The following is a 16,556-nucleotide window of genomic DNA, read 5'->3' on the forward strand; positions in this document are numbered from 1 at the left end:
ACAACACAGATCGGATCACGAGATGCGCCCCACTCTTCGCCTGATGATGAGCCACCCCGCCCACTTCATTTCGCTGGGTTTCGGCTCCGGCCTGTCGCCCTGGGCGCCGGGAACCATGGGCACGCTGCTCGCATGGGCGCTCTACCCGCTGATCCGCGTCCCACTGTCCGAGTTCGTCTTCCTTGCCCTGCTCGCAGCCCTGTTCATCGCCGGCGTGCTGGCCGCCGAGCGCACGGGGCGCGCACTCGGCGTGCCCGACCACGGCGGGATCGTGTGGGACGAAATGGTCGCCACCTGGCTGGTGCTGGCCTTCACGCCGCCAACCCTGCTCTGGCAGGCGGTCGCGGTGGCCTTGTTCCGCTTCTTCGATATCGTCAAACCGCCCCCCGTACGCTGGGCCGATCGCAGTTTCAAGGGCGGCTTCGGGGTGATGTTCGACGACCTGGTCGCGGCCGGCTATACCCTGCTCGCACTCGCCATCCTGGTTGCCATCGTCGGCGCGTAAAGCCATGACCGACACCGAACTCGACACCCTCGCCCAACAGGTCGGCCAGGCGCTCGGCGCACGCAGATGGCAGTTGGCGACCGCCGAGTCCTGCACCGGCGGCTGGATCGCAGAGGCCGTTACCGCGATCGGCGGCAGCTCGGCCTGGTTCGACCGCGGCTTCGTCACCTACTCCAACGAAGCCAAGATCGACATGCTGGGCGTATCCGCCCACACCCTCGCAACCCAAGGTGCGGTCAGCGAGGCCACCGTTCGCGAGATGGCCGCCGGGGCACTTGATCGCAGCATCGCCACGGTCGCCGTCGCCGTATCCGGCATTGCCGGCCCCAGCGGCGGCAGCCCGGCCAAGCCCGTGGGCACGGTGTGCATCGGCTGGGCCTTGCGCGCCGGCGAGCAAAGCGCCCTGACCCTGCATTTCGCCGGCGATCGTAGCGCCGTGCGCAGACAGACCGTGATCCGCGCACTGCAGGGCGTACTTGCACTGGCGCACTGACGCACTGACGCGAGCCTGCCCCGTCCGCTTCGGCAACTCCGCCGTTTGCTGTATTTTCATACACGTCTTAAACTAGCGGCATCAGGCGCGGCCGTCCGCATGCCTGCAATCTTTGTGCCATAATCCGCCAATCACACAGGACGCACCTCCATGGACGACAACAAGGCCAAGGCCCTCGCCGCCGCGCTCTCCCAGATCGAAAAGCAGTTCGGCAAAGGGTCGATCATGCGCATGGGCGACGGCAACGTCGAACGTGACATCCAGACCGTCTCCACCGGCTCGCTCGGCCTCGACATCGCGCTCGGCCTCGGTGGCCTGCCGCGCGGCCGGGTCGTCGAGATCTACGGCCCGGAATCCTCGGGCAAGACCACGCTGACCCTGCAGGTGATCGCCGAGATGCAGAAGCTGGGCGGCACGGCAGCCTTCATTGACGCCGAGCACGCGCTCGACGTCGGCTACGCGGAGAAGCTTGGCGTCAATATCCAGGACCTGCTTATCTCGCAGCCCGACACCGGCGAGCAGGCGCTCGAGATCGCCGACATGCTGGTGCGCTCCGGCGGCGTGGACGTGGTCGTCGTCGACTCCGTCGCCGCGCTCACCCCCAAGGCCGAGATCGAGGGCGAGATGGGCGACCAGCTCCCCGGCCTGCAGGCGCGCCTGATGTCGCAAGCGCTACGCAAGCTCACCGCCAACATCAAGCGCACCAACACGCTGGTGATCTTCATCAACCAGATCCGCATGAAGATCGGCGTCATGTTCGGTAGCCCGGAGACCACCACGGGCGGCAATGCACTCAAGTTCTATGCCTCGGTGCGCATGGACATCCGCCGCACCGGCACGATCAAGAAGGGCGACGAGGTGGTCGGCTCCGAAACCCGAGTCAAGGTCGTCAAGAACAAGGTCTCGCCCCCCTTCAAGGAGGCCCACTTCGACATCCTCTACGGCGAAGGCATCTCGCGCGAGGGCGAGATCATCGATCTGGGCGTGACACACAAGATCGTCGACAAGTCGGGCGCCTGGTATGCCTACCAAGGCGACAAGATCGGCCAGGGCAAGGACAACTCACGCGAATTCCTGCGTGCGAATCCGACGCTTGCGCGCGAAATCGAAAACAAGGTCCGCGTCGCCGTCGGCCTGCCCGAACTGCCGCCAGCGGCACCGGCAACGGCCACGGAAAGCTGAGCCAAGCCAGGACACCATGGGCGCCCCCAGCCTGCGCGAACGCGCGCTTCGCCATCTTGCCCGCCGCGACCACTCGCGCGCGGAGTTGACGCGCAAGCTGGCCGCCCACGGCGAGGCTGACGAGGTGCAGGCAGTGATCGAGCGCATGGGCGAGCTCGGCCTGCAGTCCGACAGCCGCTACGCCGAAGCCTACGTGCGCACCCGCGCCAACCGTTTCGGCGGCAGCCGGCTGCGCAGCGAGCTGGCGCGGCGCGGGATCGACCGTGAACTGATCGAGGCAACACTCGCCACGGAGTGCGTAGAATCGGAACTGGAGCGTGCCCGCGCAGTGCTGCGCAGCCGCTTCCAGGCGGCCCCGGCGGATGCGCGCGAATGGGCACGCCAGGCCCGTTTCCTGCAAACCCGCGGCTTTGCACCCGAACTGATCCGCAAGCTGCTGAAAGAACCCCGCGATGAGTCTGCTTAAGGTCTCCAGCCTGCAAAAGCGCTACAAGGCGCGCACCGTGGTCCACGACGTCGGCTTCGAGGTCGGTTCGGGCGAGGTCGTCGGCCTGCTCGGCCCCAACGGCGCCGGCAAGACCACCTGTTTCTACATGATCGTAGGCTTGGTCCGTGCCGACGGCGGCCAGATCAACCTCGACGGCACCGACCTCACCCACCTGCCGATCCACGCCCGTGCGCGTCTGGGCCTGTCCTACCTGCCGCAGGAGATGAGCGTCTTCCGCAAGCTCACCGTGGCCGAAAACATCCGTGCCGTGCTCGAGCTCCAAGGGCTCGAGGCGCACCAGGTGAAGACCCGGCTCGACGAACTGCTGCTCGAGCTTGGCATCAACCACCTGCGCGACAACACCGCCGTCTCACTCTCCGGCGGCGAGCGCCGGCGTTGCGAGATCGCGCGCGCACTTGCAACCGACCCGCGCCTGATCCTCCTCGACGAACCCTTCGCAGGGGTCGACCCGATCGCGGTGATCGACATCCAGAAGATCATCCGCTTCCTCAAGGAGCGCGGCATCGGCGTGCTGATCACAGACCACAACGTGCGCGAGACGCTCGGCATCTGCGATCGTGCGTACATCATCAGCGAGGGCCGGGTACTGGCAAGCGGCGAACCGGCCGAGATCATCGACAACGAAAGGGTGCGCCAGGTTTACCTGGGCGAGCATTTCCGCCTGTGAATCCGCGCGCGCGTCGACAGCGATGAAACCAAGCCTCCAGCTCAAGCTCTCCCAGCACCTTACCCTGACGCCGCAGCTGCAGCAGTCGATCAAGCTGCTGCAGCTGTCGACCATCGAGCTGAACCAGGAGATCGAGCGCTTCCTGCTCGAGAACCCGATGCTCGAGCGCAGCGACGGCGACGGTGTCGAGTTCGTACCACCGCTTCCACCGGGCAGCCCCCCCGAACACGAGGCCAGACAGCAACAGGCGAACACCCCCGAGGCGCCAGCCAGCGCTACGGACAGCGACGCCGGCGACCATGCCGACCATGGCAGCGCCGACGAAGGCATGGACTGGTCCAATGTCGGCAGCGGCGCATCGAGCCGCAGCGAGGACGACGACGACGTCGATTACCAGGAACTGCAGGCGGCCGGCGTCTCCCTGCGTGAACACCTCGACCAGCAGGTGTCGCTGTCGCCGCTGTCAGACCGCGACCGCGCCCTCGTGCGCTTCATCATCGAAGCCTTGGATGACGACGGCTACCTTCACCAGCCGCTCGATGAGCTCCTCGAACTGCTTCCGGACGACGCCGACGTCGATGTCGATGACCTGAGCATCGCGCTGCGCCACGTACAGAACCTCGAGCCCGCAGGCATCGGCGCGCGCAGCCCCAGCGAATGCCTGTCGCTGCAGCTCCGTACCCTGCCGGCTTCGGCGACGCGCACGCTCGCGCTCGAGATCGTCGACAAGCACCTCGAGCTGCTCGCCGAGCGCAACTTCGTCAAGCTCAAGAAGCTGACCGGCTGCGACGACGAGGCCCTGCGCGCCGCCCATGCCCTGATCTGCAGCCTCGATCCCCACCCCGGCTCGCGTTACTCGAACGCCGAGACGCGCTACGTACTGCCGGATGTGGTCGTACGCAAGCTGCGCGGGCGGTGGACGGTCAGCCTGAACCAGGAGGCAATGCCGCGTCTGCGCATCAACCGCCTGTATGCCAGCCTGCTGCAGCAGAACCGCGGCCAGGGTGGCGGCCTGAGCGGACAGTTGCAGGAGGCACGCTGGCTGATCAAGAACGTGCAGCAGCGCTTCGACACCATCCTCCGGGTGTCCCAGGCCATCGTTGACCAGCAGAGGCAGTTCTTCGATCATGGGGAGGTGGCAATGCGGCCACTCACCCTCCGGGAGATCGCGGACCAACTCGAGCTGCACGAGTCCACCGTGTCGCGCGTGACCACGCAGAAGTACATGGCGAGTCCGCGCGGGGTGTTCGAACTCAAGTATTTCTTCGGTAGTCACGTCGCCACCGACACCGGTGGAGCGGCCTCGTCTACGGCGATTCGCGCGCTGATTCGCCAACTGGTTGACGCCGAGGACAGCAAGAAGCCGCTGTCCGACGCCAAGATTGCCGAAGTCCTTGGCCAGCAGGGTATCGTGGTCGCACGGCGCACGATCGCCAAGTATCGCGAATCCCTCAATATCCCGCCGGTCAGCCTGCGCAAATCCATCTGACAAAAACAGGAGTCAACATGAATCTCAACATCACCGGGCGCCACGTCGAAGTCACTCCGGCCATTCGCGACTACGTCACCTCCAAGCTTGATCGCGTCATCCGTCACTTCGACAACGTCACCAGTGTCGCGGTGATCCTCTCGGTCGAGAAGCTCAAGCAGAAGGCCGAGGTCACCCTGCACGTGCGCGGCAAGGACATCTTCGTCGAAAGCGATGATGCCGACCTGTACGCGGCCATCGACGCGATGACCGACAAGCTCGACCGCCAGGTGCAGAAGTACAAGCAGAAACTGGCCGACCACAACCACGAGACGATCAAGCACCAGGCCCCCGAAGCCTGACGCTTTCGTTTCAGCCCCACGTCCGGGGTATGGTTATAATGCGCCCGTTTCCAAGACGCGGCGCCAGCATGCCCCGGGACGGCCGGTCGCACCCTGCGACCGGAATGCCTGCGATATTGCGCGAACCCTCCAGCGAATGAGCCTGATATCCCAACTCCTGCCACTGTCCAATGTGGTGGTCGACCTCGACGCGAGCAGCAAGAAGCGCGTCTTCGAGCAGGCGGGCCTGCTGTTCGAAAACAATCAGGGCATCGGGCGCAGCACCGTGTTCGACAGCCTGTTCGCGAGGGAGCGCCTCGGCTCCACTGGCCTCGGCCAGGGCATTGCGATTCCGCACGGGCGCATCAAGGGTCTCAAGGAGGCGGCAGGTGCATTCCTGCGCCTTGCGAGCCCGGTGCAGTTCGACTCGCCCGATGGCCGCCCGGTGAACATGTTGTTCGTGCTGCTGGTCCCCGAGCAAGCCAACGAGACCCACCTGCAACTGCTCTCCGAGCTGGCTCAGATGTTCAGCGACCGCGGCTTCCGCGAAGCGCTGCAAGCCGCGCCGGATGCGGACCATATCCACCAGATGTTCATGAACTGGGGCGCCGATGCGGCAGACCAGCGTCGCGCGGCTGTATGAGGCGCATCGCGACAACCTGCAGCTGAACCACATCAGCGGCAACCTCGGCGCGAGCCTCGCGGTCGCCGAGGACCGCATGTGGCCGGCCGATCTCGTCGGCCACCTCAACCTCATCCACCCCACACGGCTGCAGGTCATGGGCGCGGCGGAGCTCGAATGGGCGCGCCGCCAGTCAAACGACAAGGTTGCTCACCACCTCAACGAGATCTGCTCTGCGCACCCGCCAGCCCTGATCGTCGCCGACGGCTGCGAAGTTCCCAATATCGTGCATGGGGTTTGCGTGGCACACGACGTCGCACTGTTCAGCGCAGCCCACCCATCGGCAAGCGTGATCGACCAGTTGCGGCTCTACCTGTCGCGCGAGCTGGCGGAGAAGACCTCGCTGCACGGCGTGTTCATGGATGTGCTCGGACTGGGCGTACTGATCACCGGCGACTCGGGTGCAGGCAAATCGGAGCTCGCGCTGGAGCTCATTTCCCGCGGTCACGGCCTGGTGGCCGATGACGTCGTCGAACTGTCGCGCATCGCTCCCACCGTGCTCGAGGGGCGCAGCCCAGAGATGCTGCAGGACTTCATCGAAGTGCGCGGCCTGGGCATTCTCAACATCCGCACCATCTTCGGTGAAACGGCGTGCCGCCGGAAGATGCGCCTGCGCCTGATCTGCCACCTCGAGCGCCGCCAGCCGGGCCCCGGCGATCCCAGCCGCCTGCCCTTGCAGCAAGAGGTCCAGGATATCCTGGGCGTTGCAATTGCACGCGTCGTGCTGCCGGTTGCGGCTGGCCGTAACCTGGCTGTTCTGCTCGAGGCTGCGGTGCGCTCGACCATCCTGCAATTGCGTGGCATCGATTCGACCCAGGACTTCATCGAACGCCAGACGCGGGCGATGACGCCGCCGGAAGACTGATGCAGGCGGCGCGATGAGAACGCCGATACGCTATCTGCTGATCACGATCGGCATCCTCATCGCGCTCGTCGCTGCACTTGCCGCCTGGATCGCACTGCGCTTCGACGCCAACGACCACCGCGAGCGCATCGCCGCCGAGTTCATGCGCCACACCGGTCGGTCGCTGCAGATCGATGGCACCCTGAATCTCTCGTTCTATCCATGGCTGGGCATCGAGGCAAGGGACGCCGTCCTTGCCGATGCGCCAGGCTTCGGCGACGCCCCCTTTGCCCGCATTGCCAGGCTGCAGGCCCGCGCACGCCTGTTGCCACTGCTGCGCGGCGAACTCGACATCGACCGCATCGCCATCGACGGCCTCGCCCTCAAGTTGGTGCGTACGGCCGACGGGCGTACGAACTGGTCGACGGCGGACGCGGACACTGCGGGGAGTGCGCCAGCCGCAGCGCCCCGGGGCGACACCGCGACGACGGCCGGCGCACTCGCACTCGCGATTGGAGGCATCGACATCCAGGGGGCGAGCGTGTCGTGGACCGACCTCCGCGACAACACCCAGCTGCAGCTCACCAAGCTCCAGCTTCAGGCAAGCGAGATCAGGCCGGGAGCACCCTTCCCGCTGCAATCCAGCTTCACGCTGAGCAGCAGCGGGATGAGCGCGACCATGGACATCGCAATCGACTCGCGTGTCCGCATCAGTCCCCAGGACGAGGTGATCGAGCTATCGGACCTGTCGGTGCGCTTCGGCCGTAGTGACGGCATTCGGCCCCAGGGGCAGATCGAAGCGGCGCTGCGCGCAGACGCCGACTCGATCGTGCTCGAACGGTTGCGTGCCATCGTCGACGACACCCGGATCGAAGGCCGCGTTGCCGTCACCGAGCCCACGCGCCCCGCAATTCAGTTCGATCTCGACATCGACAACCTCGACCTGGACGCCTACCTGCCCGCCGGCGCACAGGTCGCGCCCGCCCCGGCGGGCGCCGCAACCGCGGCAGCGCGCAACCCCAGCGCGCTCGTCACGCTCGCTGCCGACGGTCGCCTGCGTGTCGGCCGCCTGCGCGCGCACGGCCTGCAGCTGAGCGAGGTCGACCTCGTCCTGCAGGCCGAAGACGGACAGCTCAGGCTCGCCCCACTGTCGGCCTCGCTCTACGGCGGACGCTACAGCGGCAAGGTCGGCATCGATGCGCGCCGCAGCCCGCTTCGGCTCACGCTCGATGAGCGTCTCGAGGACATTCAGCTCGCCCCCTTCCTGCGCGACTTCAGCGGCACGGAAGCACGCATCGCAGGCCGCGCCACGGTGCAGGCCCGCCTGCAGGGCAACGCCGACAGCACCGACAGCCTGCGCCGCAGCATCACCGGCCAGGTGGACCTGCGCATCGTCGATGGCGCGCTGAAGGGCATCAACATCGCCCAGATGATGCGCGAGGCGTCCGCCCGCATACGTGGAACGGCAGCGCCCTCTCCGAGCGGGCGAAACGAGACCGACTTCACGGATCTGAGCGCGACACTTCGCATCGCCAACGGCCAGGTCCGCAATGACGACCTCGCGCTGCGCGCGCCCCTGCTCAGACTCACCGGCGCCGGCAGCGCCAGCCTGATCAACGAGACCATCGACTACCGGCTGCGCGCCAGCGCCGTCGCAACCCTGGCCGGACAAGGCGGTGACGAACTCGCCAACCTGCGCGGACTCACCATCCCCATCCGCATCAGCGGCCCGTTTGCCGAGCCCAGGTTCGCACTCGACATCGAATCGCTGGTGGCGGACAGCTTGCGCGAACGCGCGGCCGAGCGCATCGATGAGCGCATCCGCGAGCGCGTACCCGAGGGCGTGCAGGACACACTACGCCGCGGCCTTCGCGACCTGCTGCGCTGAACGCTGCCGCCCCTTGCGACCCAGCCGCCGCGGCTGATACCCTCGTCCGCTTTGCAGCAGGATTTCGGCCGCCCATGACCACCCCCTCGGATTACCTGGAACGCATCCTCAACGCACAGGTGTACGACGTCGCCGTCGAGACCCCGCTTGACCTTGCTGCAAACCTGTCGGCACGCACCCATAACCGCATCTTCCTCAAGCGCGAGGACATGCAGCCCGTGTTCAGCTTCAAGATCCGCGGCGCCTACAACAAGATGGCCAAGCTCTCGCCCCAGGCCCTCAAGCGCGGCGTGATCTGTGCCTCCGCCGGCAACCATGCGCAGGGCGTGGCGCTTTCGGCGGCGAAGCTTGGCGTGCGTGCCGTGATCGTGATGCCGAGCACCACGCCGGCGATCAAGATCGATGCGGTCAAGGCGCGTGGCGGCGAAGTGGTGCTCGCCGGCGAGTCCTATTCCGACGCCTATGCGCATGCGCTCGAACTCGAGAAGAGCGAAAAGCTCACCTTCGTCCACCCCTTTGACGACCCCGACGTGATCGCCGGCCAGGGCACCGTGGGCCTGGAGATCCTGCGCGCGCATTCAAAGCCGATCCACGCGGTATTCTGCTGTGTCGGCGGCGGCGGCCTGATCGCCGGCGTTGCGGCCTACATCAAGCGCCTGCGCCCGGAGACGAAGATCATCGGCGTCGAGGCGGTAGGCGCCGACGCGATGACCCAGTCGCTGGCGGCGGGCAAGCGCGTCACCCTGGAACAGGTCGGCATCTTCGCCGACGGCGCCGCAGTGAAGGAGGTCGGCGCCGAAAACTTCCGCCTGTGCCAGCAATATGTGGACGAGATGATCGTGGTCGATAACGACGCCATCTGTGCCGCGATCAAGGACGTGTTCGAGGACACCCGCTCGATCCTCGAGCCGGCCGGCGCACTCGCGGTCGCAGGCGCAAAGGAATATGCCCGCCGCCACAAGCTGCGCGACAAGAGCCTGGTCGCCGTAGCTTCAGGCGCCAACATGAACTTCGATCGTCTGCGTTTCGTGGCTGAACGCGCGGAACTCGGCGAACAGCGCGAAGCCGTGCTCGCCGTGACGATTCCGGAGAAGCCGGGCTCGTTCAAGAAGTTCATCAGTGTCCTCGGCAACCGCAACATCACCGAGTTCAACTACCGTTACGCCCACCCGCAGCAGGCACACATCTTCGTCGGCGTCACCGTACACAACCGCAACGAGGTTGCGCGCCTGGTCGAGATGCTGGAACGCCACGAACTGCCGGCCATCGATCTCACCGACGACGAACTCGCCAAGACCCATGTGCGCTACATGGTCGGCGGCCGCTCGCCGCAGGCCGAGAACGAAGTGGTTTACCGCTTCATCTTCCCCGAACGCCCCGGCGCACTGATGAACTTCCTCTCCAACCTGCGCTCGGACTGGAACATCTCCCTGTTTCACTACCGCAACCATGGCTCGGACTTCGGCCGCGTCCTGGTCGGCATGCAGGTCCCTCCGCAGGATAAGGCCGCCTTCGACGACTTCCTGCAGCGCCTCGGCTACGAATACGCCGCCGAGAGCGACAATCCCGCTTATCGCATGTTCCTGTCGGCCAGCACCGGCTGACCCCTCACGGCGGAAGGCTCAGGGCAGCGCCCTGGCCGCCCCCGCCTCGGTGACGATCCACTCCATAGGCTTGTCATGGGGCTGTGGCAGCGTACTCGGTACGCGCCCGAGTTCGAAGCCGACACCGACTGCAACAGTGTCCATGCCAGCCAGGGTGCGGTCGAAGTAGCCGCCGCCGTAGCCCAGCCTGTAGCCGCAGGCATCGAAGGCGTTGAGCGGAACGAGGACGACGTCGGGTATCAGGCTGTCGCCCGCGGCCGGGTGCGGGATGCCGTGGCGGTCCAGCACCATCGGCTGGTCCGGCTCCCATGCGCGGAACACCATCGCGGCATCGCGCTCCAAGACCACGGGCAAGGCGGCCACCCGCCCGGGCGCGGCAACGCGCCAGCCGCACACCCACTGACGCAGATCGGGCTCGGCGCGATAGGGCCAGCAAAAGCCAAGCCGTCGGGGCTGGAGCAGCGCCATCAACCCATCGAGATGCGCCGCCAGGCGCAATGTCAGGCAGGCGCGCTGCGCCTCCGGCATTGCCTGCCGGGCACGCAATGCCGCCTCGCGCAGGCGTTTGCGCTGTGCAGCAGCGTCGACGTCGAGCGCGCTTGCGGGGGCCAATGGATGATCCGTCACTGTGGTATGTTCAGCCTTGAAATGGGAGCAGGCAACAGCATGAAAAAAGCATTCTGGGCAACATTGTTCAGCGCAGCATTCCTGCTGCCCGGAAGCGTGTCCGCACAGTCACCGGGCGAGACCGGAGCGGACCGTATCGTCGCCGCGCGCGAGGCGCTGCGCAAGGGGGATCAGGCACGACTCGAGCGCCTCGCTGCGATACGCGACACGCACGTGCTCGACCCCTACCCGCGCTACTGGCTGCTGGTGAACCGCCTCGCCCGCAGCGAGCCGCCGCCGTCCGATGCGCTGAACGCGTTCATCGCCGAGCATGACGGCAGCCACCTCGCCGAGCGCCTGCGCGCCGACTGGCTGCGCCGGCTGGCACGCGACGGCGACTGGGCGGGCGCACTACGCCTGCATGCAGCGCTGCAGAACCCGGACGCCGAACTGCGCTGCACGGGCTGGAGCGCGCGCCTCTTCAGCGGCGACGACAGCGGCCTGCACGAGCTTGCTGCGCAATGGGACACCCTGCAGTCTGCGCCCGCGGCCTGCGAACTGCCGATGCGTGCCGCCGTCGAGCGCGGCGTCGTCAGCGAAGATCGCGTCTGGTGGCGCATCCGCCGCCAGATCGATACGCGCAGCCCGAACGACGCCCTCGCCAGCCTTGCGCTGCTGCCCGCGGGCGTGGCGCCTGCGCGCGCGGATCTTGACCAGGCCATCCGCTCGCCCTCGCAATGGCTGGACCGCCTGCCTGCCAACTTCGCCGTCACCCGCGCCGGGCGCGAACTTGCCCTGGCCGCGCTGGTACGCCTCGTGCGCGAGGATGCAGCAGCGGCCCAGGTCCGTCTGCTCCGCATCCAGGACCGCCTGGGCGCGGAGGAGCGCAACTACGTCCATCTGGTGATGGCGATGCATGCGGCGATCGGGCGGCGCCCGGACGCGCTTGCACTCTACGCCGCGGCCGGCAGCATCGAGACCACGCCGATGCAGCGCGCATGGCGGGTGCGCGCCGCACTGCGTGCCCAGGACTGGCGCGCAGTGCGCAGTGCGATCGAGGCCCTGCCCGCAGCCGAACGCGAAGCCCCGGAGTGGATTTACTGGCTGGGCAGGGCACACGCCGCCGCAGGCAACCGTGACCAGGCCGAATCGCTCTACCTGCGCATCGCTGGCGAGGCACATTTCTATGGCATGCTCGCCGCCGAAGAATTCGGCCAGCCCTTCATGCCACCCCCCGCGACCGCAGCGCTGGCGCGCGCCAAGCTTGAGGAGGCCGAGCGCGACCCCAGCCTGAGGCGTGCGCTCGCCCTCTACCAGCTCGACATTCGCACCGAGGCGTTGCGCGAGTGGGTTTGGGGCGTGCGCAATCGCGACGAAGCCTTCCGCGTCGCCGCCGCGCATCTCGCACTGCGCCACGAACTGTACGACCGCACCATCAACACCGCAGAACTGGCCAACCCGAACAGCAACTTCGAGCTGCGCTTCCTGACCCCGTACCGCGATCTCATCGAACCCCAGGTGCGCGCCCAGGGCCTGGACCTCGGCTGGGTCTACGGCATCATGCGCCAGGAGAGCCGCTTCGTCATCCCGGCACGCTCGAGTGCAGGCGCCCAGGGGCTGATGCAGGTCATGCCGGACACCGGCAAGTGGGTGGCGAACCGCATCGGCATGGCGAACTACCATCCACGGCTGCTCACCGACCCGAACACCAACGTATTGCTCGGCACCAGCTACATGCGCCTGATCATGGAAGGCCTCGACGATCATCCCGTGCTGGCGAGCGCAGGCTACAACGCCGGGCCCGGCCGGGCCCGGCGCTGGCGCGACAGCATGCCGATCGAGGGCGCGATCTATACCGAGACGATTCCCTTCGACGAGACCCGGGACTATGTCAAGAAGGTGCTCGCGAACGCAGTCATATACTCCGCGATGCTTGAGAAACGGCCACAATCGCTCAAGGCGCGCCTCGGCACGATCGCGCCCGGCACGATCAACGAGTAAGCTTGCCGACATGCGCCTGAATAAACAGTCCAAGCACAGACGAGTGGAACCATGAATCAAAGACGCATCGTCCTCATCGGCGGCGCCGGCTTCATCGGCAGCGCCCTTGCCAACCGCCTGTCCGCGGCAGACGCCAAGGTCATCATCCCGACCCGACGCCGCAGCCGTGCCGGCCATGTCCTGCTGCTGCCCAACGTGGAGGTCGTCGAGGTCGACGTCCATGACCCCGCAGCACTCGACGCCCTCCTTGCCGGCGCTGACGCCGTGGTCAACCTGGTCGGTGTACTGCACTCGCGGCCGGGCACGCCCTTCGGCCCCGACTTCGCGCGCAACCACGTCGAATTGCCACAAAAGATCGTCACCGCCTGCCGCAACGCCGGCGTGCGCCGCCTGATCCATATCAGCGCACTGGGCGCTGCTGCCGACGGCCCCTCCGAGTACCAGCGCTCCAAGGCCGCCGGAGAGACGGCAATCCGCGCTGCCGGCCCGGACGTAGCATGGACCATCCTGCGCCCCTCGGTCGTGTTCGGCCGCGGCGACAGCTTCCTCAATCTCTTCGCCGGGCTGGCCGCAGTGTTCCCGGTGCTGCCGCTTGCCGGCGCAGGCACGCGCTTCCAGCCAGTGTATGTCGAGGATGTCGCAGAGGCGGTGTGCCAGAGCCTTGCCCGCCCCGAAGCCGAAGGGCAGACCTACGAACTCGCCGGACCGACGGTCTATACCCTGCGCCAGCTCGTCGAGTACGTTTCTGCGCTTGTCGACAAGCCGCGCCCGGTCATTGCGCTTCCCGACGGCCTCGCCATGGTCCAGGCCCGCTTGATGGAGCTTGCGCCGCAGCCGCTGATGAGCCGCGACAACGTGCGCTCGATGAAGGTGGACAACGTCGCCAGCGGCGAGCCCCTTCCTTTCGGGCTCCCCCCGACCGCACTCGAGTCGGTCGCCCCCGCCTGGCTTGGCCAGCAGGGCACGCGCGCGCACTACTACCCGTTCCGCCGCCTGGCGCGGCGCTGAACGGTTGCGGCGCCGGGCACAGGCGCCGCTGCTGCCATTTTCCACCACCGTGACCCGGAGTCCGCGATGAAGCTCATCATCGGCAACAAGAACTATTCGTCCTGGTCCCTGCGCGCCTGGCTGGCGGCGCGCGAGGGCGGCTTCACCTTCGAGGAAATCCGCATCCCGCTGTTCATCCCCGGCAGCCGCGAGCGCATCCTGTCGCATTCGCCCTCGGGTAAGGTGCCCTGCCTGAACGACCATGGCTTCGCGGTGTGGGACTCGCTGGCAATCGGCGAGTACCTCGCCGAGAAGCAGCCAGCCCTGCTTCCCACCGACCCCACCGCACGCGCGATCGCCCGTGCAGTGACGGCCGAGATGCACGCCGGCTTTCAGAACCTGCGCAGCCGCATGCCAATGAACGTCCGCAAGGATTACACCGGCTTCGGCCACAGCCCCGAGGTCGATGCCGACATCGCCCGCATCGTCGCCATCTGGACCGATTGCCGCAGCCGCTTCGGCCATGACGGCCCCTATCTGTTTGGCCGCTTCAGCCTCGCCGACGCCGCCTACGCCCCCGTCGCCTTCCGCTTCCAGACCTACGGCGTCAAGCCTGAAGGCGATGCCGGCGCCTACCTCGCCACCCTGCTCGCCAATCCCCACATGCAGGACTGGGCCGCCGCCGCACGTGCAGAGACCGAGTCCATTCCCGAAGAGGATCTGTACGGTTGATGCAGGCCTATGTCGTTGGCGGGGCGGTACGTGACGCCCTGCTCGGGCTGCCGGTCAAGGATCGCGACTGGGTCGTTGTAGGCAGCACGCCAGAGGCGATGCTGGCCGAGGGCTTCAGGCCTGTGGGACGCGACTTCCCGGTTTTCCTGCACCCGCAGACCCAGGAGGAATACGCGCTCGCGCGCACCGAACGCAAGTCAGGCCACGGCTATGCCGGCTTCGTCTGCCACGCCGCACCCGATGTCACCCTCGAACAGGACCTGCTGCGTCGCGACCTCACCATCAACGCCATCGCGCGCGACCACGACGGTCGGCTGATCGACCCCTGCGGCGGCGTCGCCGACCTCGAGGCCCGCGTCTTCCGCCATGTCTCTCCGGCCTTCGCCGAAGACCCGGTGCGCATCCTGCGCGTCGCACGCTTTGCGGCCCGCTTCACCGACTTCAGCGTCGCTCCCGAGACGCTGGCACTGATGCGGCAAATGGTGGCAGCAGGTGAAGTCGACCACCTCGTGAGCGAGCGCGTGTGGCAGGAACTTGCCCGCGGTCTGATGGAGCAGCGCCCCTCGCGCATGATCCGCGTCCTGCGCGAGAGCGGTGCGCTCGCCCGCCTCCTCCCCGAACTCGACCGTTTGTTCGGCATTCCGCAGCCAGCGAAGTACCACCCCGAGATCGACACCGGGGAGCACGTGCTGATGGTGATCGACCAGGCCGCCACCAGCGGCCAGCCACTCGCCGTGCGCTGGGCCTGTCTGCTTCATGACCTGGGCAAGGGCGACACACCCGCGCACGTCCTGCCGCATCACTACGGCCACGAGGCAGCGAGCACCCGCCGTGCGCGCGAAGTCTCGGAACGCCTGAAGGCACCGGCGGACTGCCGCGACCTTGCCGAGATGCTCGCCCGCGAGCACGGCATCCTTGGCCAGGCCGCAGTGCTGCGCGCAGACACCATGGTCAAGCTGATCGAGCGCTGCGACGCGCTGCGCAGGCCGGAACGCTTCCTGCTCATGCTCCAGGGCGCAGCCTGCGACCATAGCGGACGCGGCGCCGGTGCCGGCACCATCACAGCCCCTGCCGACTGGCCGCCCTTGTTGCGCTGGGAGGCAGTGCTTCACGCGGTCCGCAGCATCGACGCGGGTACAATCGCCCGCAACTGCCGGGACAAGGCATCGATCCCGCAAGCCCTGCACGCCGCCCGCGTGGCGGCCGTGAAGGCCCTCGACAGCAAGGATTCCGCATGAACGCCACCCGCTTCGGCGAACTCGAGGTGCTGTGCCACGCACCCGAGCGCCCCACGCATGACACGCCGCTGCTCTTCATTCACGGCGCCTACATATCGGCCTGGTGCTGGGAAGAGCACTTCCTGCCCTGGTTCGCAGAACGCGGCTGGGCCGCCTATGCGCTGTCGCTGTCCGGACACGGGGCAAGCCGCAAGCGCGCGCTGCTCGACTCGTACTCGATCGACGACTACGTGCGCGACGTCGCCGAGGTCGTCGCCCGCCTGCCCGCTGCACCCGTGCTGATCGGCCACTCGATGGGCGGCATGGTGGTGCAGAAGTACCTGGAGCAATACGACGCGCCCGCGACCGTACTGATGGCCTCTGTTCCGCCCCAGGGCCTGATGGGCTCGGCCTTCGGCCTCATGCTGAAGCGTCCGACGCTGCTCTCCGACCTCAACGCCATCATGACCGGCAACGACGTCAACATCGACAGCCTGCGCGAAGCCCTCTTCCACCAGCCGGTGGATGCGGCCGACCTGCGCCGCTACTACACGCTCAGCCAGCCAGAGTCCCACCGCGCGATCTGGGACATGTCGCTGTTCAACCTGCCCCAACCCGCGCGCATGCACCAGCCGCCGATGCTCATCCTCGGCGCCCGCCACGATGCGCTCATCCCACCCGACCAGGTGCACATGACCGCATCCACCTACGGCCGCCAGGCAGAGATCTTCCCGGACATGGGCCACGGCATGATGCTGGAGCAGGATTGGGAGCAGGTCGCGCGCCGCGTCGAAGCCTGGTTGATCGAGCGCAGCCTTTAACGCCTGCGCA

At 67.0% G+C, this 16,556-nt stretch carries 17 protein-coding genes; 16 read left to right on the top strand and 1 reads right to left on the bottom strand.

Features of this window, described 5'->3' with window-relative positions:
- Window positions 1-22: 22 nt before the first annotated feature.
- The 11 genes from LQF09_RS17495 (at window position 23) to ilvA (ending at window position 10,182) form a co-directional block, all read left to right on the top strand.
- Window positions 23-505: a phosphatidylglycerophosphatase A family protein gene (locus LQF09_RS17495; RefSeq protein ID WP_198291786.1), complete on the top strand. Its 483-nt coding sequence runs from the start codon at window positions 23-25 to the stop codon at window positions 503-505.
- A gap of 4 nt (window positions 506-509) precedes the next feature.
- Window positions 510-998 (top strand): nicotinamide-nucleotide amidase, encoded by a 489-nt coding sequence (gene pncC, locus LQF09_RS17500; protein ID WP_002933654.1) that lies wholly within the window; start codon window positions 510-512, stop codon window positions 996-998.
- A 150-nt stretch (window positions 999-1,148) separates the two neighbouring features.
- On the top strand, window positions 1,149-2,180 hold the full coding sequence (recA, locus tag LQF09_RS17505) for a recombinase RecA (protein WP_002939814.1): 1,032 nt from the start codon (window positions 1,149-1,151) through the stop codon (window positions 2,178-2,180).
- A 16-nt stretch (window positions 2,181-2,196) separates the two neighbouring features.
- Entirely contained in the window at window positions 2,197-2,646 is a 450-nt protein-coding gene (gene recX / locus LQF09_RS17510) for a recombination regulator RecX (RefSeq protein WP_270068567.1), read from the top strand.
- Window positions 2,633-3,355, top strand: coding sequence for an LPS export ABC transporter ATP-binding protein (gene lptB, locus LQF09_RS17515; protein WP_002933647.1), 723 nt, complete (start codon window positions 2,633-2,635; stop codon window positions 3,353-3,355). Before recX ends, lptB begins: the two co-directional genes overlap by 14 nt.
- 22 nt (window positions 3,356-3,377) lie before the next feature.
- The gene (locus LQF09_RS17520) at window positions 3,378-4,844 is read left to right on the top strand and encodes an RNA polymerase factor sigma-54 (protein ID WP_270068568.1); all 1,467 of its coding nucleotides are present in this window, start codon (window positions 3,378-3,380) and stop codon (window positions 4,842-4,844) included.
- 17 nt (window positions 4,845-4,861) lie between these two features.
- Window positions 4,862-5,185 (top strand): ribosome hibernation-promoting factor, HPF/YfiA family, encoded by a 324-nt coding sequence (hpf, locus tag LQF09_RS17525; protein ID WP_002933639.1) that lies wholly within the window; start codon window positions 4,862-4,864, stop codon window positions 5,183-5,185.
- 136 nt (window positions 5,186-5,321) lie between these two features.
- Entirely contained in the window at window positions 5,322-5,807 is a 486-nt protein-coding gene (gene ptsN / locus LQF09_RS17530; RefSeq protein WP_002933632.1) for a PTS IIA-like nitrogen regulatory protein PtsN, read from the top strand.
- Window positions 5,776-6,711, top strand: a complete 936-nt coding sequence (gene hprK, locus LQF09_RS17535) for an HPr(Ser) kinase/phosphatase (RefSeq protein WP_002933626.1) — start codon at window positions 5,776-5,778, stop codon at window positions 6,709-6,711. Before ptsN ends, hprK begins: the two co-directional genes overlap by 32 nt.
- Window positions 6,712-6,724: 13 nt before the next feature.
- Window positions 6,725-8,578: an AsmA family protein gene (locus LQF09_RS17540; RefSeq protein ID WP_270068569.1), complete on the top strand. Its 1,854-nt coding sequence runs from the start codon at window positions 6,725-6,727 to the stop codon at window positions 8,576-8,578.
- Between the two features lie 74 nt (window positions 8,579-8,652).
- Window positions 8,653-10,182 (top strand): threonine ammonia-lyase, biosynthetic, encoded by a 1,530-nt coding sequence (ilvA, locus tag LQF09_RS17545; RefSeq protein WP_002931530.1) that lies wholly within the window; start codon window positions 8,653-8,655, stop codon window positions 10,180-10,182.
- An 18-nt stretch (window positions 10,183-10,200) separates the two neighbouring features.
- On the opposite strand, the gene LQF09_RS17550 is transcribed toward ilvA, so the two are convergent.
- Window positions 10,201-10,794 (bottom strand): 5-formyltetrahydrofolate cyclo-ligase, encoded by a 594-nt coding sequence (locus LQF09_RS17550; RefSeq protein ID WP_002931529.1) that lies wholly within the window; start codon window positions 10,792-10,794, stop codon window positions 10,201-10,203.
- A gap of 54 nt (window positions 10,795-10,848) precedes the next feature.
- Between LQF09_RS17550 and LQF09_RS17555 the strand changes: the two genes are divergently transcribed.
- The 5 genes from LQF09_RS17555 (at window position 10,849) to LQF09_RS17575 (ending at window position 16,546) form a co-directional block, all read left to right on the top strand.
- Window positions 10,849-12,789 (top strand): lytic transglycosylase domain-containing protein, encoded by a 1,941-nt coding sequence (locus LQF09_RS17555; RefSeq protein WP_270068570.1) that lies wholly within the window; start codon window positions 10,849-10,851, stop codon window positions 12,787-12,789.
- A 51-nt stretch (window positions 12,790-12,840) separates the two neighbouring features.
- Complete coding sequence (locus LQF09_RS17560; RefSeq protein ID WP_002931527.1) at window positions 12,841-13,797, top strand: complex I NDUFA9 subunit family protein; 957 nt, start codon at window positions 12,841-12,843, stop codon at window positions 13,795-13,797.
- 66 nt (window positions 13,798-13,863) lie between these two features.
- Complete coding sequence (locus LQF09_RS17565; RefSeq protein WP_002939834.1) at window positions 13,864-14,508, top strand: glutathione S-transferase family protein; 645 nt, start codon at window positions 13,864-13,866, stop codon at window positions 14,506-14,508.
- On the top strand, window positions 14,508-15,746 hold the full coding sequence (locus LQF09_RS17570; RefSeq protein ID WP_002931524.1) for a multifunctional CCA addition/repair protein: 1,239 nt from the start codon (window positions 14,508-14,510) through the stop codon (window positions 15,744-15,746). The genes LQF09_RS17565 and LQF09_RS17570 overlap by 1 nt, the downstream gene beginning before the upstream one ends.
- The gene (locus LQF09_RS17575) at window positions 15,743-16,546 is read left to right on the top strand and encodes an alpha/beta hydrolase (protein WP_270068571.1); all 804 of its coding nucleotides are present in this window, start codon (window positions 15,743-15,745) and stop codon (window positions 16,544-16,546) included. Before LQF09_RS17570 ends, LQF09_RS17575 begins: the two co-directional genes overlap by 4 nt.
- Window positions 16,547-16,556: the final 10 nt, after the last annotated feature.

This window comes from Thauera sp. WB-2 (assembly GCF_027594845.1).
Taxonomy (GTDB): domain Bacteria; phylum Pseudomonadota; class Gammaproteobacteria; order Burkholderiales; family Rhodocyclaceae; genus Thauera; species Thauera mechernichensis.

Bases quoted from the DNA above. Each gene is read 5' to 3' on its own strand.
- LQF09_RS17495 (WP_198291786.1), top strand. From the start codon at position 23: ATGCGCCCCACTCTTCGCCTGATGATGAGCCACCCCGCCCACTTCATT.
- recX (WP_270068567.1), top strand. From the start codon at position 2,197: ATGGGCGCCCCCAGCCTGCGCGAACGCGCGCTTCGCCATCTTGCCCGC.
- pncC (WP_002933654.1), top strand. From the start codon at position 510: ATGACCGACACCGAACTCGACACCCTCGCCCAACAGGTCGGCCAGGCG.
- LQF09_RS17540 (WP_270068569.1), top strand. From the start codon at position 6,725: ATGAGAACGCCGATACGCTATCTGCTGATCACGATCGGCATCCTCATC.
- ilvA (WP_002931530.1), top strand. From the start codon at position 8,653: ATGACCACCCCCTCGGATTACCTGGAACGCATCCTCAACGCACAGGTG.
- LQF09_RS17555 (WP_270068570.1), top strand. From the start codon at position 10,849: ATGAAAAAAGCATTCTGGGCAACATTGTTCAGCGCAGCATTCCTGCTG.
- LQF09_RS17570 (WP_002931524.1), top strand. From the start codon at position 14,508: ATGCAGGCCTATGTCGTTGGCGGGGCGGTACGTGACGCCCTGCTCGGG.
- LQF09_RS17575 (WP_270068571.1), top strand. From the start codon at position 15,743: ATGAACGCCACCCGCTTCGGCGAACTCGAGGTGCTGTGCCACGCACCC.
- hpf (WP_002933639.1), top strand. From the start codon at position 4,862: ATGAATCTCAACATCACCGGGCGCCACGTCGAAGTCACTCCGGCCATT.
- LQF09_RS17565 (WP_002939834.1), top strand. From the start codon at position 13,864: ATGAAGCTCATCATCGGCAACAAGAACTATTCGTCCTGGTCCCTGCGC.
- LQF09_RS17520 (WP_270068568.1), top strand. From the start codon at position 3,378: ATGAAACCAAGCCTCCAGCTCAAGCTCTCCCAGCACCTTACCCTGACG.
- ptsN (WP_002933632.1), top strand. From the start codon at position 5,322: ATGAGCCTGATATCCCAACTCCTGCCACTGTCCAATGTGGTGGTCGAC.
- lptB (WP_002933647.1), top strand. From the start codon at position 2,633: ATGAGTCTGCTTAAGGTCTCCAGCCTGCAAAAGCGCTACAAGGCGCGC.
- LQF09_RS17560 (WP_002931527.1), top strand. From the start codon at position 12,841: ATGAATCAAAGACGCATCGTCCTCATCGGCGGCGCCGGCTTCATCGGC.
- hprK (WP_002933626.1), top strand. From the start codon at position 5,776: ATGCGGCAGACCAGCGTCGCGCGGCTGTATGAGGCGCATCGCGACAAC.
- recA (WP_002939814.1), top strand. From the start codon at position 1,149: ATGGACGACAACAAGGCCAAGGCCCTCGCCGCCGCGCTCTCCCAGATC.